Source organism: Chryseobacterium sp. FG46, assembly GCF_057809135.1.
In genome coordinates this window covers 1-22,966 of sequence record NZ_JBMDJJ010000044.1, presented here as the reverse complement: position 1 = coordinate 22,966, position 22,966 = coordinate 1, and the positions used below count along the sequence as shown (strand labels likewise).

Genomic DNA, 22,966 nt, shown 5'->3' with positions numbered 1-22,966 from the left:
TGACCTTCGGGTTATGAGCCCGACGAGCTACCTACTGCTCCATCCCGCGATATTGGATTGCAAAGGTACGAATATTTTTCACAAATCCTAATTTTTCTTTTAAATAAAGGACTTTTATGAAAACTATTTTATTATTTGTATCTTTGTTTTATGGCAAAAATATTAAAAATTTATCCGGACAACCCACAGGAAAATCTTGTGAATGAGGTTATTAAAACTTTAAATAATGGCGGGCTGATTATCTATCCATCTGATACAATCTATGCTCTGGGCTGTAATATTTTTGATATAAAAGCCATGGAAAAACTGGCTCAGCTCAAAAAAATGAAACTTGAGAAGTCTAAATTCTCCATTATCTGTAATGATCTCAGCCATCTTTCCGACTTTACCAAACCGATTGACACTTCAATTTTCCGGTTTCTGAAAAGTCATCTTCCGGGACCGTTTACTTTCATTCTTGAAGCCAATAAAAGTTTACCTTTAGCTTACAAAGGTCACAAAACAATTGGTATTCGTGTTCCTGATCATCCGATTCCGCAACTTATTGTTGAAAAACTGGGCCACCCGATTGCCTCTACTTCTATTAAAGATGATGATGAAATCATAGAATATTCTACCGATCCTGAACTTATTGCAGAAAAATATGATCATCTAGTAGATATTGTGATTGATTCAGGGTATGGAGATAATGTGGCTTCCACTATTGTAGACCTCACTTCGGGAGAACCGGAAATTATCCGTCAGGGAAAAGGGATTGTTTAAGTTCTAGGTTTAGGGTACTGAATTATGAGTTTTAGCGGGAAATATTCTGCAGAAATTTTGCTCACGTTTATTATTTTGGCTGCTGCAATGCTGTATGGTTTTCCAGCTGTTACAATGGTAACGGGAACAAAAGGAATCACAGAAATCAATTTTTTTCTCAACAGAATTGTACTATGGATCATTCTTATCATTGTATTTCTGTACAGCATCTTTATTGAAAAAAAAACTTTTTTACTTAAGGAAGAGAAAAAATACCCTGCTGCATTTTATATCAAAGCTGTTCTGAGCATATATTTTATCTGTTTGATTGGCGGAGGCATTCTGAATGCAACGATCCAATTTTTTATGCAGGAAAAAATAAGCGATAAGCTTCTCAACCTTGCTCCCATTTTTAGAAATAATTATTTTTTAGTTATTTTTACATGCCTTACCGCTGCTATTGTAGAGGAATTCCTGATGCGAGGCTATGTACAGTCCAGGCTGGAAAAAATTTATAACAATCCCACCGTTGCAATTGTTATTTCATCGGTTTTATTTGGAATTTTACATAGTACTTACGGTACCGTAAACCAGGTTCTCGGACCTTTCTTTATCGGGATCGTGTTTGCTGTATTTTATAAACGCTATTCAAATATTAAAATTCTGATCATCTGTCATTTTATGATTGATTTTATCGCCATGATGATGATGAATTTTATTGATATTAAACACTTATCTGTATTTTAACATTATGAAAATTATAACATCACCTGCCAAATTAATGAACGTGGAAAATTCAACAGATTTTTTGAAATCTTCTACTCCGAGATTCATTGAAGATGCAGCATTGATACAGTCTTATTTAAAAGAAAAATCGCCAAAATATCTTTCCGAGCTTATGGAAATATCGCCTAAGCTTGCTGATGAAAACTGGGAAAGAAATCAAAAATGGAAATCCAAACCTACAGCAAAAGAATCTGCTCCTGCAATGTTTGCCTTTACAGGAGAGGTTTATAGAGGTCTGGATGCTAAAACATTGGATAAAAATGCCGTAGATTACCTGCAAAAAAACTACAGAATACTTTCCGGGCTTTACGGGTTACTGAAACCTTCTGATAAAGTGATGCTTTACAGACTTGAAATGGGCCGTCCTTTTGAATTTGAACAATACAAAAATCTGTATGAATTCTGGAGAGAAAAGATTACAGAACAGTTGAATTCTGAAATGAAAAAAGGAGAAATCCTACTTCATCTTGCCAGCAATGAGTATGGAAAAGTAATCGACAGAAAAAAACTGAACCACAAAGTAATCGATTTTGATTTTTATGAATTAAAAGATGGAAAACTGAAGACCATTGTGGTGTATACAAAGCATGCAAGAGGTCTTGTGGTAAGATTCTGTGCAGAAACCAATGCCAAAACACTGGAGGATGTAAAAGCATTCAACTATGAAGGATACAGAATTGATGAAGAGAAGTCTACGGATACAAAACTGGTTTTTACAAGATAAATGACAATTTCAGCATTTAAAAAATATTTCAGGACAGAACTTTCCGGCCTTTACACAGAGTCGGAAAGTGTGTTTCTATCGTCTTTATTCATTCATCAAATTGTAGGTTTCGATGCATTTCAGCAGAGAAGATTCTCTGAACAGGAACTCCTGACTGATGATAAAGAAAAGTTGTATCATCTCATTTCAGAACTTAAAACCGGAAGGCCTTATCAGCAGATATTGGGAGAAACAGAATTTTACGGAATGAAATTCCTTGTAGACGAAAATGTACTGATTCCCCGCCCTGAAACGGAGGAGCTGTTGGAAATTGCCATCAGAGAAATAAAAGGTTCTAAGTCTAAAATTCTGGATCTAAAGATTCTGGATATAGGAACCGGAAGCGGAGTTATCCCTCTGGTTTTAAAGAAATATTTTCCGGAAGCGAACGTTTCATCTATTGATTTTTCCGAAAACGCAATGAAGACCGCAAAAAGAAATGCAGAGTATCATCAATTGGAAATCCGGTTCATCCATGCTGACTATCTCAATTTCGAACTGGCCGAAAATTATGACATCATTATTTCAAATCCGCCTTACATCGGGATTGAAGAGGAGATAGAAATTGCTGATTCAGTAAAAGAATTTGAACCTAAAATGGCACTTTTCTCCCCTACTTCAGATGCGCTGATCTTTTACAGAAAAATTTCTGAAGATGCTAAAAAGCATTTGAATGAAGACGGGCTTTTATTTTTAGAAATCAACCAGAAACTGGGTTCTGAAACGCTGGAACTGTATCAGGATTTTTCTCATGTTCAATTATTGAAGGATTTATCTGAAAACGACAGGTTTATTTACGGAAGGAAATAATTATTATTTACATCATGTTCATCAAATCACACGAAATCAATACTCTAAAAATTGCAGAAATTATTTCTGATGACCTCATTATCCAGTCTGCTCAGGACGGGCTGGATCTTATGGGAAATATCTATTATCAGGGCTTTGATAAAGTTATTCTTCACGAAAAAAATATCAGTCCTGCGTTCTTTGATTTAAAAACAAAAATTGCAGGAGAGATTCTTCAGAAGTTCTCAAACTATCGCATAGGATTGGCTATTATAGGTGATTTTAGCCAGTATGAAAGCAAAAGCATGAAGGATTTTATTTTTGAAAGTAATAAAGCAAAGCATATTAATTTTGTAAGCAATTTGAATGATGCGTTGAATAATTTTTCAAAATAGATTCTTTTTCAATTCTTTGTATTAAAAAGAGTGATTTTTTTCTTCCTTTTCAAGTATCAACATCTCAATATCACCCGTTTTTTAAGATTTCATAAGACAATAGAAAGATTTGCATAATAAAAATAATCTTAATGGTTTATAAATTATGTAAAAATTTAAAATAAAATATGTTAATTATTGAGAGAAATTTAGAATTAATTCTATAAACACAAACACTTGAATATTTCTTTGTATATTTGCAAAAAACACGAGGAATATGAATCTTACTTATTTAAGAGCTTATACGGCTACATAATTCAATTTACTTTTTCGACTATCAAGGTTAGACTTAGAATGTTTCCTGATGAATCATACTTGCTATATCTATGGTGAGCTTTTGAAAGAATGGGTCTCATTATACCATGATTTAAACCGAACAATTCATTGTTTCAATGAACTTGCTGATGATAGTTATTTCCCTAATAGAATTAAGCCTGACAAATATTTCTTCAAAAAAAAACATACAATACACAGATAAAAAATTATTAAGACATCATGATTAAAAAATTATTTCTACCAATCGTTTTAGCAAGCTCTCTTTCTTTCGCACAAGTTGGGATTAACACATCCACACCTGAAGAAAGTGCTATTCTGGATGTTTATAGCCAAAATAAAGGAATGCTGATACCCAGACTTACCACAGCAAAAAGAGATGCTATTGTAAATCCGGCTAACTCGCTTCTTATCTATGATACCGACAAAAAATGTTTAAGTCAGAATATCGGGACTCCAACTCAACCTGATTGGCTTTGTATCAGCAGTAATGCTGTAAAAATGTTTTACATGCCAAGTGTTTCTTTTGACACTTCCACCACAGCCAATGGTAGAACTAAAGATTTATATACCTTGTATAAAACTCAGTTTGGATCTCCAAAAGCAAAAAGCACCAGTGCTCCTGCTGCAATTCCTTTTTTTCCTTCAAGTAAAGATCTTTACTATTATGTAACGGATGCTGATCCTAATGTATTCAGTAATATTTCTATTTCTGATGATGGAGTAATGACCTATAATGTAAAAGCAGCAGCAACAGACTGTTCTTTTATTAATATTGTTTTCGTTGTTAAATAATTGAGTTATGATAAAAAACAGCTCAATTTTACGATATAAAAGATTTTTGTTTACGTTTTCCTTGTTTATTTTTTCTCAGAATATTCAGGCACAGAACGAACAGGGAACCGGCTATCCGTATTTTGTAAATTTCACCCAGGGTCTGCAGCCTCAGGAAGCTTATAAGGTAGCTACCAGCGGCGTTCAGAATGATGCAACCTTTACTACGGATGGACTAAGACTTACCCGAAGTGTCAATAATATTTCGGGAGGAGTGATACTTGCTGATAAAATATTCAAGAGTGACCAGGGAATCAAGTTCGAGTTTGAGTTCGCTATTTATGGGGGGAATACCAACGGAGGAGATGGGATTTCTATCTTCTTAGTGGATGGATCTATCCCTAAAAACCAGCTTAATCTCGGATACTTTGGTGGAGGACTAGGATATAGCTTTGTACGCGGAGGAGAATCTACAGAAGGACTGAGAGGAGCCTATCTGGGAATAGGTCTGGATGAATTCGGAAATTTCAAAACAAGCTTTAACCAGGGCGAAAGGGTTAGAAATGGAATATTTGGAGTGGGACTTGCTGATGGACGAAGTAATGTTTCATTAAGAGGAAAGCGTGGAAACCAATACCTGTCTTCTGCTGAACCTGCCGGATATAATGGCTATCCGTTGCTTTATAGTACTGCCACTAATGCATCCCCTTCAAGCAGCAACAGATCTGCTTACCTCGATACGGCCACAGGAAAATACATTGGCATTAAAAATACGGCTCTTCAACAATTCAGCATTGAAAGTGGCGGAACAACAATTCCTCAAAATGAAAATGATGCAAGGTTCCGTAAAGCGTATATAACATTAGTTCCCAATCCAGCCGGAGGTTACAATATAACCCTGGAAATACAGCACGGAACGGTGAAAGAAAAAGTAATTGATAATTATTACTACCCTACTTCACTGAAATATACCGAGACTACCATTTCCAACAGTACAGTAAGAACTCTGGATACTTCAGCGCCCTCTACTTTCAGGATCGGATTTGCCGCTTCTACCGGAGCTGCCAAAAATATCCATTTATTGAAAAACTTAGGGGTTACAAGACCTTATGCTGCTGAGGTAACAGATGATTTGTTTGCCGGATGCCCAGGGATAAAGTCGACGTATTATCCTTTGCTTAATGATGCGGCTTATTCTTCAGCTAATGGCCAGAATCCTCCAACCCTTTCCTATAACAACCTTGATTTTAATTCATTTCGTTTTTTAGATAACAACGGAGCTGTAATTCCCAATATAACAGGCGGTGTCTACACCAATAGCCAGGGAACATGGACCTATTTCCCAACTACCGGAGCGCTTTCTTTCAGACCTGCGGCAGGATTCACAGGAGTAGCCCAGATACAGTATGATATTAAAGGCGGTGGAAGCAATGGTACTGAAGCACCTTATAATAGTGAAGAATACAGATCATTGCCGGCATTAGTACAGGTTAATATTTCAACTGCCAATAACTGCAGCAAAGCCTGCGTTATTTCCAATAAAAATGTAACTCAGAAAATTACAAGATAATCTCATAAAACCAGCTTTTAAGAGCTGGTTTTTTTATTCCTGACAGGGTTTTCAATAAAATACTGAACAGCATCTCTGATCGCTTTATCAATAGGCTGATATTGAAAGTCTACTTCATCCAACCAAAAGGTAGACACAGATAGAAAATATCACGAACCAGAAATTGGCTTTTAAAGAATACCTGCTTTAGCAGAAAAAGCAAAACCAATGAACCATAGATCAGTATCACGATGAAACTGTTTAACTCTGATGTGTTCATTGGTTTTGATATTTTGATTAAGAATAGTCTTTTATCCTATCCGTTTCCTTACAAATATTTCATATCCTAAATAGATGAGCGGAAGTGACATGATTCCTATATAAATTCCATTTTGCATGGCATGTTCAGGTGCATTGATGACAGCATATATTAATCCCAAAAAAGCTCCTCCCAAATGAGCAGCATGTCCGATATTATCATGTATTCTCGGATTCAGCATCATATATACAGAATACCCGAAATAGACTAACCCAAAAATAAATCCAGGAATACCAATCGGAATAAAGAAAAGATATATCTTAAGATCAGGAATCAGTGCTATGGAAGCAAAAAGAATTCCTGAAACACCACCACTCGCTCCTACGGCAGAGTACCAGGGCTGTTTTTGATAAATGTATAATGAGAGAAAGTTCCCCAACAATATTGCTCCCAGGTATACAATGATAAATCCTATATTTCCGAAGCCCTGAATGACAATAGGTGCAAAGAAATACAGTGTAAACATGTTGAATACGAGGTGCATGATATCAGCATGTAAAAATCCTGATGAAAGCAATCGAATATATTCTTTTTTATGAAGAATAGCACCAACACTAAATTTATATTTTTCCGTAATAGCGGGATTATTAAAAGCTATGAAGCTTATAATAGCTGTAATTGCAATAAATAATATTAAAATGCTCATTTCTCTTTAATTTTCAGATTCATCACCCTGGAACAGATCACCTATAATTCCTCCCTCTTCATCAGTTTCTCCTGCAGGTTCAGGATCTTCATATACTTCAGGCTCTTCTTCTACCGGTTCAGGGATGGTAATATTGATTGCTTTTACTTTGAACTTGGTAAACTGGTTTCCAATAGCCTTTATTCCTTTTACCGCTATGAATTCATCAATATTTACTGTTTCCGGCTCACGTTCCTTTCCTTTATCTTTCGCGAAGATGATTTCTGCAGTAACATCGTTGGCAACAATTACATTTTCGATGAATGATTTCGGATGTTCAGAAGGCATAAAAGTCTGTACATTGACAGTATTTTCCAGTAAGAATCTCTTGATGAAATAAATATCTTTTTCTCCATCGTAATAGATACAGGTGATGGGCTGTGCAGGTCTCCATTTTTCCAATACCAGATATTCATCATCAAAACGATTACCAAGGTCAAAAGAGACCAGTTTTACTTCACCATTGGTATTGATGGTCAGAATTTTATCATCTCCTTTGAAGCTTCCCAACAATGTTCCTCTTGCATCGGCATTCAGTCTTCTTACCGTATCATCAAACCAGATTTTTCTGGGTGCCAGCGTAGAAACTCCTTCTTCCTTCATATCTACTTTCTTAACGGCATATTTAGTTACCAGATTTCCTTTGGAATCACGTCCTTTGATGGCCAGATCTGAGAAATTGATCTCCATTTTGTTCTTTCTGATTCTTGGGTTTGGCTTTAAAAGCACGGTTACGGTTTCTGCCTCACCATTAGGATTGGCTGAGAAATACAGTGTTTCAGAACCTTTTTTATCTGAAGCTAACGGATAATCTGTATTTCGGGTTACTCCGGTTACAGAAAAGCGTTTCATATAATATGGTCCTTCCCTGCCTTCACGGTAGATCATATTATAGACTGTCCTTTTATCGTTTTTCTTCCATACGGCAACGTGAAGGATATCTTTACCAATGAAAGTTTTAGCTTCCACTTTTACAACCTTCATACTTCCGTCTTTTCTGAATGTGATGATATCATCAATGTCAGAACAGTCAAATAAATACTGATCTTTCTTCAAAGATGTTCCGATAAAGCCTTCTTCGAAATTTGCATAGAATTTTTCATTGGCTACGGCAACTTTTGTAGCATCAATGGTATCAAAGATTCTAAGCTCGGTCTTTCTTTGTTTATCTTTACCGTATTTTTTCTGAATATTTAAATAATAATCGATAGCATAAGCGATCAGGTTGGCCAGGTTGTATTTTACCTGTTCTATTTTACCTTCCAGTGATGCAATATTTTCTTTAAATTTATCTAAATCGAATCTTGAAATTCTCTTGATTCTGATCTCTGTCAGTTTTAAGATATCCTCTTCTGTAACGGCTCTTAAAAGATGTTTGGTATGGGGTTTTAATCCTGCATCAATGGTTTTCAATACATCTTCCCAGGTTTTTACCTCTTCAATATCGTGGTAAATTCTGTTTTCAATGAAAATTCTTTCCAGTGAAGAGAAGTGCCAGCTTTCCTGAAGTTCATGAAGTTCTATTTCCAATTCTTTCTTCAGTAATGAAACGGTATGATCTGTATTCGTTTTAAGAATATCGGATACATTCAGAAACATAGGTTTATCTCCTACAATTACACAGGCATTCGGAGAGATGGTTACCTGACAGTCTGTAAATGCATACAGCGCATCAATAGTCTTATCCGGTGAAACATCATTATGAATATGGATCAGGATTTCTACTTTATCTGAAGTATTGTCCTCAATTTTTTTGATTTTGATCTTTCCTTTCTCATTGGCTTTTAGAATAGAGTCAATAAGATCTGTTGTTGTTTTGGAGTAAGGAAGTTCAGAAATGACTAATGTATGCTTATCCGTCTGGGTAATTTTGGCTCTTGCTCTTACCTTTCCTCCTCTGTGACCATCGTTATATTCGGAAACGTCAAGATAACCGGCCGTTAAAAAGTCCGGATAGAGTTCAAATTTCTTACCTTTTAAATAGGCTACGGATGCGTTAATAAGTTCATTAAAGTTATGAGGAAGTATTTTTGTAGAAAGTCCTACTCCAATACCTTCCACTCCCTGTGCGAGAAGCAGCGGGAATTTTACCGGTAAATCGATAGGTTCATTGTTTCTTCCGTCATAAGACTTTGTCCAATCTGTAGTTTTAGGATTAAAGACTACTTCCAGGGCAAAAGGTGTCAGCCTAGCTTCAATATATCTCGCGGCAGCTGCAGAGTCTCCTGTGTAAATATTACCCCAGTTTCCCTGTGTATCTATTAGAAGCTCTTTCTGCCCGATCTGCACCATGGCATCTGTAATGGAAGCATCACCATGTGGGTGATATTTCATGGTATTTCCCACGATATTGGCCACTTTATTATAACGGCCGTCTTCCAGCTCCCGCATGGAGTGCATAATTCTTCGTTGAACGGGTTTTAAACCGTCATATATTGAAGGGATAGCTCTATCCAGAATTACATAGGAAGCATAATCAAGAAACCAGTCTTTGTACAGCCCGGAAACTTTTTTTAAGCTTTCACCCTCATGCGAATATTCTTCTGTCATCATCTATTTTATCTTTTTTCTCTTTATTAGCTTTCACTACTTTGTTCAGAGAGAGTTTTAAATCGTTTACTTCTTTGTTTCCCAAATAAGAGATCTGGTATTTGAGTATGGTAGAACCATTATTTTTACTGGAAACGGTAATGTATAGTCTTTTGAAAAACAGGATACTAACCACATCATATTTTATCAGTTTGTATTTTGGAAATTCGTCATGAAGAGGTTTATTTAAAAAAGGAATAACATTCCTGTTTTTAAAATTCAACGCTTCCCCATCACTGTCATATTCAAAAATCTGTCTTCCTCTGATATAAAAGATAATCAGCAGCAAAACAGGAATTATAATCAACAAATAACTTTCTTTACCCATTGCATGAAATCTGTATTCATTAGCCGCGAATACACTTATACCAAACACTGCTATCATCAAAAGCAGTGTACTCAAAGAGTTATAAATTGACGCTTTATTACGGTTACTTAGTCTCATTTTTAATTTATTGGCTGTGTAAGTTTTATAATTTCCTACTTCATCCAAAAGTGTGCTTTTTTCAGTCTGCAATGCTTTTTACAACCAGCTTTTTAAGTTATAAGTTTTTTTAATTTTCTAATTCATCCAGCATTTCTTTTTTATCAATATCCTTATCATCTTCTACCACAAGGTTTTCAAGAATGAAGGTCTGTCTGTCGGGAGTATTTTTTCCCATGTAGAATTCCAGAAGTTGATCAATCGTCTGGTCTTTCCCCACTACTACAGGTTCTAAACGGATATCTTTACCAATGAAATGCTTAAATTCGTCCGGAGAGATTTCTCCTAATCCCTTAAATCGGGTGATTTCAGGATTTTTCCCCAGTTCGTTTAATGCTTTTATTCTTTCTGTTTCTGTATAACAGTATCTTGTTTCTTTTTTGTTTCTTACTCTGAATAACGGAGTCTGAAGGATATAAAGGTGTCCGTTTTTAATCAGATCCGGAAAGAACTGCAGGAAGAAAGTAATCATCAGCAGACGGATGTGCATCCCGTCAACATCGGCATCGGTAGCAATAATTACCTGGTTGTACCTCAGGTCTTCCAGACTTTCTTCAATATTTAAAGCTGCCTGCAGAAGGTTAAATTCTTCATTTTCATACACTACTTTCTTGGTAAGACCATAGCAGTTAAGCGGTTTACCCTTTAATGAAAATACGGCCTGCGTTTCTACATCTCTGGATTTTGTGATGGATCCGGATGCAGAATCTCCTTCGGTAATGAAGATCTGCGTATCTCCCTTTCTTTCGGCTTTCTGATCGTTATAATGCTGTCTGCAGTCACGAAGCTTTTTATTGTGAAGAGATACTTTTTTTGCTCTTTCTCTGGCCAGTTTCTGAATTCCGGAAAGTTCTTTTCTTTCTCTTTCTGAAATTAATATTTTTCTCTGGATTGCTTCTGCTATTTCCGGATTTTTGTGTAAGAAATTGTCCAGTTTACTCTTAAGGAAATCAATAATAAATGTTCTTACAGTGGGTCCGTTCGGGCCCATATCATTAGATCCTAATTTTGTTTTGGTCTGGGATTCGAAAACGGGTTCTTCTACATTAATGGAAATCGCAGCAATGATAGACTTTCTGATGTCAGAAGCATCAAAACTTTTATTAAAAAATTCACGAACCGTCTTTACATACGCTTCACGGAATGCATTAAGGTGTGTTCCTCCCTGCGTTGTATTCTGTCCGTTCACGAATGAGAAATAGGTTTCTGTCTGTGATTTGTCAGAATGGGTAATGGCTACCTCAATATCATCATCCTTTAAATGAATGATCGGATAAAGGATATCACTTTCCAGTTCTTCTTCCAATAAGTCTTTAAGACCGTTTTCAGAATAATAGGTTTCTCCGTTGAACAGGATTTTTAATCCGGGATTCAGATAAGCATAGTTGCGGAGCATTCTTTCGATATACTCTTTTCTGTATTTAAAATGCAGGAAGATTTCTCCATCAGGAATAAAGGAAATTTCAGTACCGTTTCTGTCCGAAGTTTCTTTCTCATCAAAGTTTTCTTTGATCATTCCGCGGGAGAATTCAGCAGCTTTCATTTTTCCGTCACGAAAAGAACGAACTCTGAAGTAGTCTGAAAGGGCATTAACCGCTTTGGTACCGACTCCGTTCAATCCCACAGATTTTTTAAAGGCTTTACTATCGTACTTACCACCTGTATTCATTTTTGAGACAGCGTCTACCACCTTCCCTAGCGGAATCCCACGTCCAAAGTCACGAATTGTAACTTTGCCATCGTCCAGCTTTATTTCGATTCTTTTCCCTGATCTCATCCTGAACTCATCAATAGAGTTGTCAAGAATTTCTTTTAACAGGATATAAATACCATCATCAGCGGAAGAACCATCCCCGAGCTTCCCGATGTACATGCCGGGGCGCAGACGGATGTGTTCCTGCCAATCAAGGGTTCTGATATTATCTTCGGAGTAGGTTGGGTTTATTTCTTGTGACATATATGATTTCAGCAAACATACAAAAGTACGAAATTGTCCAAAATTATCCGAATTTTAAAAATCATTTTTTACTAACTTTTATTGTTTAGTCAGTATGGTAATAAATTAAGTTTTAAATTGATTACAACAACAGACAGGTAAAAAAAGCAGTAGATATTTTATTTTGATATCATTTTAAAAAGAAGAGCTTTGTATTGAATTTTTATATCTGAAAATCTGACTTTTTACCTGCTCTTAAACCTTTACATGCATTATGAAAAGTTCTTATCTTTTGCCTGCGGTAGATTTCATTTTTCACGTTCGAGCCGGACAATCATATTTTTCAGCATCGCAGGTACAATCAGCTTATGGAAAGGACGAACGGGTAAAAAATATAAAACACCCCACCAGTTATGATATTTTACTGTAGTCGATATGGTAAGTGAATTTTATGGACGTCTTTTTTTATTTCTGTCAATTATCAATTAAAAGAGAAACTCTGAAACTCAGGTGTTTATCATTTTCTCCCAAAACAATTTCGTTACTGGTTTTATCAAACACCTTAAAAAGTCCTACACGCTCTCCTACCTCGCATTGAAATACCTCCCCGGGTTTCTTCCTATCACTTGAGGTGTGCATAAAATTTGTGTTTTAAATTGTTTTATTGACCCTACCCTCCTTTAGTAAATAATAGCTTCGACAGGCTCTGCCTGACAACGCTTAAAAATTTCGGTTGGTATTCGGGGTGTCATCCTGAGCCTGTCGAAGGGCTATCAATAAGAAAACCTTTGTTCATCATTAATCCCGAGTATTAATTAAAGGGATAAGTCTCAAATATCCTATTATCTATTCCACATATGAAATGCTTATCATTATACTATTTCTTAAACAGATTTTCTATCAGCTTATTCTGTATTTTCATAAGCTGAGTTATTTGTTCCTACTGCTTCCCAAGTTGTTCTTGGTTTTGAATTAAGTTTTCCAAAATACTTTCAGCAATTGTATTATGTATTGGAACAGTACTATATATATATTCCCAACAGCAGAATTGTGATTATTATCAGTATTGTTTTGAACTATTTGACCATCCAGAAAATATTGTGGCTCAACTTAAAAAAAATCTGCTACTTTTTGCATAAAAAGAAAATCTATCTTCTCTATCACTCCGTTTTCAATTTTGCTGAGATAGCTTTGTGAAATATCTAAATAATATGATAGATCTTCCTGAGAAATCTCTTTCTGCTCCCTTAATTTTTTTATTTTGAAACCTATACCGTTATTCATATTTCATAATTTTGAGATGTAATGGTAATTTTTTTATATAAAATTTTTATTCTCAATAGAATTGTATTTTATTCATATTAGAATTGTGACATAGAACATTAATTAGCATTTTTAAGAAAAGTTTATGAAATATCTTTTCTTAATGTATATTAAAAAACACGTCAAGTTCTGTCGCTATGCTGAGCTAGCTTTGCCTTAGAATAAACAGATGAACAAAATTTAATGCAAAATCAATAGTATGAAAACACATTATCCATCGGAGTGAAGTAAGTTACCGTAAAAACACGGATAGAATTCCGTTTTTTCCCCCTATAAGGAATTAAAAAATAATTTTAAATTCACACATTAAAAAATAAAACCGAATATGAAAAAAAATTACTTAAGTGCATTATTCTTATGCACAGTCTTGGGTGTATCTGCCCAGGAAACTCTCTGGCAAAAAGATTTCAGGTCCGGCACACAGGACTTTTTAAGCCAGATTACAACAACTATTGACGGGCAGTATTTGATTACAGGAAGTTCTATTCAAAGCAATAATCAACAAGCTTCAGGCAGTAAGCAAAACACGGGTTACGACTTCAGATTGGTAAAACTGAACCAGCAGGGAGAGCTGGTCTTTGAAAAATACTTCTCAGGACAAAACCATGATTATCTTTCTGCTACAGTGACTACCCAGGATGGCGGATTTCTTTTAGCAGGCACCTCATATTCAGGCAAGGGACTGGATAAAAAATACGATTCTAAAGGGGGTTCGGACATTTGGCTCATCAGAATCAATGAATTCGGAGATGAACTGTGGCAGAAAACGCTGGGAAGTTCTTCCGATGAAGAAGCCAGAGCTATCATTCAAACTACCGATTTAGGATTCTTCGTTGCCGGCAACGTGCAGAACTCCTCAAATGGGTACGGTTCTAAGGATGTCTTCATTACCAGATTGGATAAAGACGGAAAAGAATTATCCCACCTTGTGTTAGGCGGAAAAGGGCTGGATGAAGTGGAGAAGATGATTCCAACAAAAGACGGAGGCGCATTGCTCGGAATTTATTCCAGAAGTGGTATTGGAGGATCAAAACAGACAGAGAATTACGGTGAAGGAGATTTTTACATTATCAAACTGGATAAAAATTTGAAGGTTCAGTGGGAAAAAAACCTTGGAGGTAAAGCAGATGATCATATCAGAACATTAGCGTTAACCCCTGATGGATATGTCATCGGTGGAGAATCCAGATCCGAGCGTTCGGGAAACAAGAATGTCGGAATAAAAGAGGGTACAGACCTTTGGCTCATAGCATTAGACCAAAACGGGAATGAGCAGTTCCAAAAGTCTTACAGTTTCGGAAACCGTGATATGCTGATGGGAATGAGCATTCTTCATTCAGCAGATGACAAATCTACAAAAGGAATTTTACTAGGGGGCTATACTCCTTCAGAGGCAAGAGCAGAAAAAGATGATAATACTTTTTGGCTATTGTATATTGACCAGTTAGGGACTGAAGTATGGAGAAAATATATAACGGGAGAATCCAGACAAAAAGAGGAACGGCTTTCAGATTTGAAACTCAACAGAGACGGCTCGATTATTCTTGCCGGAACCAGTGCCACGGAATTAGGGAAAGAGAACTGGAAGATCGTAAAACTGGGAGACAAACAGGTGGATCAGTTAATCGAAAAATATGATATCAAAATCTATCCAAACCCTGTTTCTGATTATGCGTATGTAGAAATCGGATTCAACGACTTTAAAGAGGCAGATATTCTTTTGTATGATATGAGCGGGAGACAGCTTCAGAATCTGAAAACCAAGAACAGAGTCACTAAAATTAATACCCAGGCTTTGGTGCAGGGAGCGTATCTGGTGACGATAAAAACGGATACCAATAAAACGGCAAATGCCAAATTAATAAAGAAATAAAAGCACTATGAACAGAAAAATTATTACTATGCTTTTTCTTGCAGCGACGATCTCTGTTGCGGGACAGGGCGGAGGGCCTTCAGGCCCACAAATAACAGGAAGTGACCCATCAGTTTTACCCAAATTACTTCCTCCCTCTCAGGAATCTTATAAATTAGGTACTTTTGGAAACATTCCTGTAAGCCTATTTACAGGAACTGCCAATGTAAATATTCCTCTTACAGAGTTCAGAACCCAAAACTTGAATCTTCCTGTTACCATCAATTATGCCTCGAACGGAATTAAAGTAGATGATATGAACGGTTCTACAGGTCTTGGCTGGAGCTTAATAACCGGAGGTATTATTACGAGGGTCATCAGGGATCTGCCTGATGAGGAAAATGCCAATATTTCTTTCCCTACTGATATTGATGCATTAGGAATCCGCCATCCGGCTGTGATGCAATACTTCCAGGATGCATCGGATGATCTGGTCGATTCTGAGCAGGATCTATATATGGCCAATTTTAACGGAAACAGCATTAAGTTTGTATTTGACAGAAGGGGAATGCCTGTCGTTTATTCCCAGAAAGATGTCATTGTTGAAGGGCAAAGTGGCGGCAGTTCTTTTACCATCACAATGGATGATGGAATAAAATATTATTTCACAGATAAGGAAACCACAGAGAACAGGACTTCAGGGGATGGGCATTCCCTTTTATCCAATAATATCACTGCCTGGTATCTGACCAGAATAGAAGATCCAGAGAGTGGAGAAAATATTATGATTGAAAATCAAAATGCCGGATATTCAACGACATTAAGTAACTCTCAAACCCTGAAATATACCATCGGACCTGCACAACAGTCCGTATGTGGCGGCTCTGCATTTTCCCTTCCTCCGGTTATAAGCGGATTGGTTAGTCATTTACAGTCTGTTGGTGGTAAACAAATCAAACGAATCTATAGCAACAATGCTGGTTATGGTGAAATTGTTTTTGATTATACCCCTTCTACAGGAAGTGAGGATTATCCAAAATTATCCAGAATACAAAAGAAAATAAATTCTGCATTCATTAATGATATCAACTTCGATTATACGCTTACCGCCAATAAAAGATTATTCTTAAACAGCGTTAATGATGTGGTTTCAAAGGCTGTTCATAGTTTTACCTATAATGCACCTGAAGAATTCCCTGTAAGACTTTCATTTGCCAGAGATACAGGAGGTTATTATAATGGAGTAATGACCAACACGAATCTGATTCCCCAAATGCCAACATCGGCAATATCCTATACCGGGGCGCAGCAACATGTGGTTCCTGCAAAAGAGCAAATTGGCATGCTGACAAAAATTATCTATCCTACAAAGGGAAATTCAGAATTTTTTTATGAAAATAATTCCTTATCCACCTACAAGGTTGTTGTTCCTGCATATCGCACAGGGCATTCTATAGGTGCAGAAAGTACAGATATCGATTTTGGGAGTCCCCATCAAACCAAATCCGTAACTTTCACTTCTATAAGAGATGAAGAAGTTATTCTTGGCGGGGGAGCTACTTTCAACGCATGGAAGTGCCCACCTGAGCTGGAAGTTACAGGAAAGCACAGAGCAGGGGTCACCCTTAAGAAGCCTAACGGAGAACTGATTCCTTTTTATACAAGAGCATCAAACGGATGGGAGACAGTCACGGGAACTACCCATACATTGCCAGTCTACGGGAGTCCTTTTTATGCAAAGATTCCCAAGGATACACCACTAACTTTATCCATAACAACCACTTTTGAATGTACCAGGTCCTCAGTTGCTGTTACTTATACAGCTGGAGAAGCGGAATGGGGATATGTAGAGGACGTTACTGCAGGCTTAAGAATCAGTAAAATTATTGATAACTCAGAAAGCGGGGTGGCAGTGATCCGAAAGTTTTTATATAAGGATCTTAATGATCAATTTCCAAATGCTATAACGGTTAGGCAGCCTTCTTTTACCGAATCACTATTTAAAACCAAAACATGTCTGAGTAGTTCATCACCGGGCACTATTGGGGGTGGAATACCAACAGGAATAGAAAGATTTACGTACAATGTATTGACTTCCTCAAATATTCATCAGCTCAATGCTCTGCACCCTAATGTTTTCTATAAAACAGTACAGGAAATTATAGAAGGAAAATCCAATACGGTTCACTATTACTCTATTGATACAGATTATTTTGGAAAAATCCTCTATGGTAATAATATCAATTCTGCTCCATGGACGAATTTCGGATGGAAGAACGGAAAAGAGACACTTACTAAATATCTGGACGGCAACAACAATCTGGTAAGATCGGTTGAGAACAATTATGAGGAAGACCCAGCCAGAAAAGTACAGATCGATGGTTTTGCCATCAGGAAAAATTACGATAACCCGGTTACAATGAATGTAACCAAGACCTGCAAAGCGGAAGACATTACCAAAACATTAGATGTTACCTATTGTATCACCAATCATTCCCATCACTACAGTGTCTCTGACTGGTATAAGAACTGTCATGCAAGTGGTGCTCAAAATGTAACATCCACCTATAAAGATGTTTGCTATGGAAGAAATATTGGAGAGGCCGTTGTATTTGACGAAAGACTAGACAACCTTGATATTGTCCAGTACAAAAATATCTCTCATTTTGAATATCTGAAGTCCCAGAAAACAACTGACTACCTGAATGGAAATGCAATGAAAACTGAAACCCAGTATTTCTACAATAATCCAAAGCATACTCAGCTGACAAGTCAAAAGACCATTTTCCCAGACCTGTCTACTGCGGAAAAAACATATCAGTATGCCCATGAGAAAAATAATCAGCTGATGATTGATAAAAACATGGTGGGTATTCCACTGGAAACCAAAACACAGCAAACAGCGGATAATATCACCAAAGTAACTTCCCGTGAAGAAACCATCTATCCCAATGCCCTGCCTCATGCGGTTACCGGAAACTTAGTGCTTCCCTTATCTGTAAACTCTTATGATACTTTAAACCCTACTGTTTCTTCTAAAGAAGTTACTTATGAGAAATATGATGAAAAAGGAAATATTCTTCAGTACAGGGAGAAAGATGGCACTCCGGTGAGTATTGTCTGGGGTTATAACAAGACCAGGCCGATTGCCAAAGTTGTAGGGGCTTTGTACAGCCAGATCGAAGGCCAGATCGCTGCTATCGTAACCAAATCCAATGAAGATGCCGCTGATCCCACCAAAGAAGCCGAACTTTTATTGGCTCTTGATGCCTTCCAGCCTGTGGGGATGGTCACCAAATATACGTATGACCCTTTAGTAGGAGTAACTACTATTACTCCACCTTCAGGAGTCAGGGAACTTTATGTCTATGATACTGCCAACCGTCTGAAACAGGTTCAGGTAAGGGAAAAAGACAACACAGGAACCTACAGCTATAAAGTAGTAAAAGAATTCAAGTATAACTATAAGCCGTAAACACCCATGAAAAAAATACAACTCTTAGGTCTGCTGTTTACAGCGATGATGACCTATGCACAAAGCACCACAGAAAACTATATACAGTCCAAAACCTGTCTGAGTGGGGATTGCAGCAAGAAAGCGGAAACCATCACCTATTTTGACGGATTAGGACGGCCCAAACAGATCATTAGCGTAAAAGCAACTACTACCGGAAAGGACCTGGTAACCCCAATTACCTATGATGGATTTGGAAGACAGGCTAAAGATATCCTTCCTGTTCCGGCCAGTTCGCTCAATTCGGCCATCCATAGCGGGATTGTGAATGAGAGTACGGCTAATACTTATTACAACACAACCAATGCCTACACGGAAAGGGAGATTGAAAATTCTCCATTAGACAGAGTGCTGCAAGTGGCCCAGCCGGGTGATCCCTGGAAGATGAGCAGCGGACATACCCAGAAATACAAATATGAAACAAACCTGGGTAGTGAAGTTAAGAAATTGGTTACCAATACAGTAACTACAACGGTTGGAACAGACAAAAAAACAACTTCTTCTGTATCTGTAGTGCCTGGAAGTGAGTTTTATACCGCGGGAACCTTATACAAAAATACCGTTACTGATGAAGACGGAACTCCGGTTATCCAGTTTCAGAACGGGCGTGGTGAGACGGTATTGGTACGCAGAACAGACGGAACACAGAACATAGACACCTACTATGTCTACAATGAATACGGCCAAAAGGCATTTGTGATCCCTGCGCTGGCGGTAAAGAAAATTGAACAGAATAACAATGTGGTGACCACGGATATTTTAAACAGCCTTTGTTACCAATATCGTTACGATGGCAAGGACAGGCAGGTAGAAAAACGAATGCCCGGTAAAGATGATTGGGAATCTGTGGTGTATGATGGCGCAGACCGTCCGGTGCTTACCCAAGATGTGAACCTGAAAAACAAAGGGCAATGGCTGCTGACCAAATATGATGCCTTTGGCCGTATTGCCTATACAGGACTTATCTCCGGAGGAAGCCGGGCAGATCTACAGGGACAGATTAATAATCTTGTTATCAGCGAAACACCTACTGCCACAGGTTTTAACAAAAACGGGATTATGGTGTATTACACCAATACCCTTTTTACTAATTTTCAGACCCTTCTTTCTGTTAATTACTATGACTCTTATCCAAGAGACACCAAAGAGTTTCCGCCTGCAAAAATCCTTGAACAGTATGTTGTAAATGAAGATAAGGCACTCAACGGAGGCATTTCTACAAAAGGTCTGCCCACAGCATCCTATGTAAAAAATATTGAGGATGATAACTGGACAAAAACCTATTTCTATTACAATACCAAAGGGGAAAAAGTAAGTGAAAAAAGCTGGAACCACCTGGGCGGATATACCAAAAAGGAATTCAAGCTTGATTTTTCAGGCTTTCCTTTACAGACTGTCACCAGACATAAGCGTTTAAATTCTGATACGGAAAAAGTCATTACAGAAACCTTTGAATATGATCACCAGAACAGATTATTGGTGCACAAACATCAGGTGGATAGTAATCCGGTAGAAATTCTTGCTCAGAATAAGTACAATGAAATTTCCCAGCTGGAATCTAAGAAAGTAGGAGGAGTTACGGCTTCTTCCCCGCTTCAGCAGATCGATTACAAGTATAATATCCGGGGCTGGATGACCCAGATTAATGATCCTGCCGCTTTAAATGGAAAGCTATTTGGGTATAAAGTAAAATATACCAACCCTGTCTATTCAGATATTTCTCCCGGCAGATATAATGGGAATATTGCAGAAATAGACTGGAATATGTCAACGGTCAATAACCTGAAAAGATATAATTACACTTATGATAAGCTAAACAGATTAACAGATGCTGAATATGCAGAGCCGGAAAAGACCAATCCGCATAACAAGAATTTTGATGAACGTTTGAGCTATGATGTCAACGGAAATATTACATTTCTGAAAAGAAACGCGATTCCTGTTTTTGGGGCAACCTCTACTGTGGTAGATAATCTTGAGTATAAATATACCGGCAATCGCTTGAATCAGATTATTGAAAGCTCATTAAACGATTCCGGCTATGAAGGAGGAAATAATATCATAGATTATGATCCGAACGGAAATATGATCAATATGAAGGATAAGGGGATTCAAAGCATCGTTTACAACTACCTTAATCTCCCCAGAAGTTTTTTTATCACCCAACCAGATTTGTTTGGAAATGGGCAGACTTCAAATAGTAGCTTGGATTATCTCTACCGTGCAGATGGTACAAAACTTCGCAAAACGTATTCCAGTGCTCCTCCACGTGGGCTGACGAAGACTATTATGACTGATTATCTGGATGGCTTCCAGTACTCTTACAGAGAAGGTGGCGGAATATGCCTTGAATGTCGTACTGAAACAGCTTTTGAGGAACAGGCATATAAAAAACTCAATACTTTTCCTGGCATTGGTGGAACTCCAACATGGAAGCTTGATTTTGTGCCCACAGCAGAAGGATTTTACAGTTTCACAGAAAACCGTTATATTTACCAATACAGAGATCACCTTGGGAATGCCAGGGTAAGCTTTTCCAAAAACAGCGAAGGTGTTCTTGAAGTTACAGATACCAACAATTATTATCCATTTGGATTGAATCATATTGAAGGGATGCTTAGTAGTTCTAATTTTGGAGAGTATTATAGTTATAAGTACAATGGTAAGGAGCTTCAAGAGACAGGAATGTATGATTACGGTGCAAGGTTTTATATGCCGGATATTGGTAGATGGGGAGTTGCAGATGAACTAGCAGAAAAGTCGAGAAGATTTTCACCTTATACCTATGCATTAGATAATCCTATAATGTTTGTTGATCCTGATGGAAGAGAAGCTCAGGGATGTTGTGGTAATTTGTGGAATCTTGCTAAAACTTATTATTCTGGAATGTATCAAGGTGCAAAAAGTGTTGCAACAGGAACTTATCAAGGTGTTAAGCAAGTGGTAACTCATCCTATAGAATCTGCTAAATCTTTAGCAAGTAATCCAGGTGGAGCTCTAAAATCAGGTATTTCAAAGTCAACCAATCTGATGGCATCAGTAGCCGCATTCCCAGCAATTGCTGGAGCAAGTGTAAAAAAAGGAGATGCAACAGTTGCAGGTAATATTGCAGGAAAAGCACTTGGAACAGCAGTGATAGAAGGAGGAATGGCTGTAGCAACGGAAGGAGCAGGAAGCCTTGTGAGAAATATAGCATCAAAAGCAGGAGGAACGGCAGCTAAAGCTGTAGCAGGAGCTTCTGAAGGTGTAAACTATGGAAAAATGTTAACTTCTACTAGTGAATTTGATCCTTCAAAAACTTTATTTAGAGGAACAACTGGTTCTGAAGCTGGAAGCAGTGCTTTATTTCTTACCGATGATGCAGCAGTAGCAGGGACTTATATTAAAAATGGCGGACAGGTTATGCAGTATGATTTGAGTAATTCAGGATTGTATATGTTGGAAAAGACTGGTGAGTTGGAATATAAAACGGGTATACATTCAGGCTCTAATACAATATCTACTGAATATTTATTTAAAGGAAAAGATCTGGTAAAAGCAGTTAATGAAAAAGCGGTACCACATAATCCTTAAAACTTAAAATTATGAATAATAAAAAATTTTGTTGTGAAAAATTTGAATTTCGCTATAATGGTGAAAAAACAATGGGATTAAACTTTAGAATAGTAAAATATAGTGAAAAATTTCTTGAAAAAGAAGCTGAATTATATAATAAAAAAATAGAAGATATTTTTGATAAGGCTTACTTTGTTACTGATGGTTATAGTGAACTGATTACTGATTTTAGTATTAAAAAAATGGTTATAAATCATTGTCCATTTTGTGGTCAAAAGCTAAGAGATTTTTATAAATCTGATGATTATGTTCAGGAAACTATTGGATAGTTTTCTAACAACAAAGCCACTCGTTTGAGTGGCTTTTATATTACATAATAGATTGCAATTTAGTTTGTTTAAGAAAGGCATCCAGAAGAGCGAAGACATGTTGTCTATCGTTCTCTTTTAGTTTTTGTATATCTAAAATTTTAGCGACAATATTTTTATCCAGTAGAATATCCTAGACCCCCGCTCCCGCACGATTGTATCGTGTGGCAGATAAACAAAAGAAGCCGTCTCATTTTCCTTGAGGCGGTTTTTGTTTATAAACTGTCAATAT

Annotated in this window: 18 protein-coding genes; 11 read left to right on the top strand and 7 right to left on the bottom strand. The window is 37.1% G+C overall.

The genetic code is table 11. The annotated features are described in order from the left end of the window. Positions 1-150 precede the first annotated feature (150 nt). From ACODR7_RS20445 to ACODR7_RS20415, 7 genes are all read left to right on the top strand, one after another. Entirely contained in the window at positions 151-762 is a 612-nt protein-coding gene (locus ACODR7_RS20445; protein ID WP_076597540.1) for an L-threonylcarbamoyladenylate synthase, read from the top strand. Between the two features lie 24 nt (positions 763-786). Continuing rightward, the gene (locus ACODR7_RS20440) at positions 787-1,488 is read left to right on the top strand and encodes a CPBP family intramembrane glutamic endopeptidase (RefSeq protein WP_488841998.1); all 702 of its coding nucleotides are present in this window, start codon (positions 787-789) and stop codon (positions 1,486-1,488) included. A 4-nt stretch (positions 1,489-1,492) separates the two neighbouring features. Further along, positions 1,493-2,251, top strand: a complete 759-nt coding sequence (gene yaaA, locus ACODR7_RS20435) for a peroxide stress protein YaaA (protein WP_488841996.1) — start codon at positions 1,493-1,495, stop codon at positions 2,249-2,251. Further along, positions 2,252-3,100, top strand: coding sequence for a peptide chain release factor N(5)-glutamine methyltransferase (prmC, locus tag ACODR7_RS20430; RefSeq protein WP_488841994.1), 849 nt, complete (start codon positions 2,252-2,254; stop codon positions 3,098-3,100). Between the two features lie 14 nt (positions 3,101-3,114). After that, positions 3,115-3,474: a DUF4180 domain-containing protein gene (locus ACODR7_RS20425; RefSeq protein ID WP_488841992.1), complete on the top strand. Its 360-nt coding sequence runs from the start codon at positions 3,115-3,117 to the stop codon at positions 3,472-3,474. A 534-nt stretch (positions 3,475-4,008) separates the two neighbouring features. Further along, complete coding sequence (locus ACODR7_RS20420) at positions 4,009-4,581, top strand: hypothetical protein (RefSeq protein WP_488841990.1); 573 nt, start codon at positions 4,009-4,011, stop codon at positions 4,579-4,581. A 7-nt stretch (positions 4,582-4,588) separates the two neighbouring features. Further along, positions 4,589-6,130 (top strand): L-type lectin family protein, encoded by a 1,542-nt coding sequence (locus ACODR7_RS20415; RefSeq protein WP_488841988.1) that lies wholly within the window; start codon positions 4,589-4,591, stop codon positions 6,128-6,130. A gap of 290 nt (positions 6,131-6,420) precedes the next feature. Here the strand turns inward: ACODR7_RS20415 and ACODR7_RS20410 are convergent, their stop codons facing one another. From ACODR7_RS20410 to ACODR7_RS20380, 7 genes are all read right to left on the bottom strand, one after another. Beyond that, complete coding sequence (locus ACODR7_RS20410) at positions 6,421-7,074, bottom strand: rhomboid family intramembrane serine protease (protein WP_488841986.1); 654 nt, start codon at positions 7,072-7,074, stop codon at positions 6,421-6,423. 6 nt (positions 7,075-7,080) lie between these two features. Then, positions 7,081-9,666: a DNA gyrase/topoisomerase IV subunit A gene (locus tag ACODR7_RS20405; RefSeq protein WP_488841984.1), complete on the bottom strand. Its 2,586-nt coding sequence runs from the start codon at positions 9,664-9,666 to the stop codon at positions 7,081-7,083. Next, complete coding sequence (locus ACODR7_RS20400) at positions 9,641-10,219, bottom strand: hypothetical protein (protein ID WP_488841982.1); 579 nt, start codon at positions 10,217-10,219, stop codon at positions 9,641-9,643. Before ACODR7_RS20400 ends, ACODR7_RS20405 begins: the two co-directional genes overlap by 26 nt. Before the next feature lie 37 nt (positions 10,220-10,256). Then, positions 10,257-12,143, bottom strand: coding sequence for a DNA topoisomerase IV subunit B (locus ACODR7_RS20395; RefSeq protein ID WP_076597531.1), 1,887 nt, complete (start codon positions 12,141-12,143; stop codon positions 10,257-10,259). Between the two features lie 287 nt (positions 12,144-12,430). Continuing rightward, positions 12,431-12,559 (bottom strand): DUF2867 domain-containing protein, encoded by a 129-nt coding sequence (locus ACODR7_RS20390; RefSeq protein ID WP_488842000.1) that lies wholly within the window; start codon positions 12,557-12,559, stop codon positions 12,431-12,433. 37 nt (positions 12,560-12,596) lie between these two features. Continuing rightward, complete coding sequence (locus tag ACODR7_RS20385; protein ID WP_488841980.1) at positions 12,597-12,761, bottom strand: DUF2867 domain-containing protein; 165 nt, start codon at positions 12,759-12,761, stop codon at positions 12,597-12,599. A 471-nt stretch (positions 12,762-13,232) separates the two neighbouring features. Beyond that, positions 13,233-13,406, bottom strand: a complete 174-nt coding sequence (locus ACODR7_RS20380; protein WP_488841978.1) for a helix-turn-helix domain-containing protein — start codon at positions 13,404-13,406, stop codon at positions 13,233-13,235. A 364-nt stretch (positions 13,407-13,770) separates the two neighbouring features. Here ACODR7_RS20380 and ACODR7_RS20375 point away from each other — a divergent pair, with 364 nt between their 5' ends. From ACODR7_RS20375 to ACODR7_RS20360, 4 genes are read left to right on the top strand one after another with little or no spacing between them, the layout of a single operon-like run. Further along, on the top strand, positions 13,771-15,318 hold the full coding sequence (locus ACODR7_RS20375) for a T9SS type A sorting domain-containing protein (RefSeq protein WP_488841976.1): 1,548 nt from the start codon (positions 13,771-13,773) through the stop codon (positions 15,316-15,318). A gap of 7 nt (positions 15,319-15,325) precedes the next feature. Then, a complete protein-coding gene (locus ACODR7_RS20370; protein WP_488841975.1) occupies positions 15,326-18,772 on the top strand; it encodes a hypothetical protein in 3,447 nt (1,148 codons plus the stop codon). Between the two features lie 6 nt (positions 18,773-18,778). Further along, a complete protein-coding gene (locus ACODR7_RS20365; RefSeq protein WP_488841973.1) occupies positions 18,779-22,384 on the top strand; it encodes a DUF6443 domain-containing protein in 3,606 nt (1,201 codons plus the stop codon). 11 nt (positions 22,385-22,395) lie between these two features. Then, on the top strand, positions 22,396-22,695 hold the full coding sequence (locus ACODR7_RS20360) for a hypothetical protein (protein WP_488841971.1): 300 nt from the start codon (positions 22,396-22,398) through the stop codon (positions 22,693-22,695). The last annotated feature ends 271 nt before the right edge of the window (positions 22,696-22,966 follow it).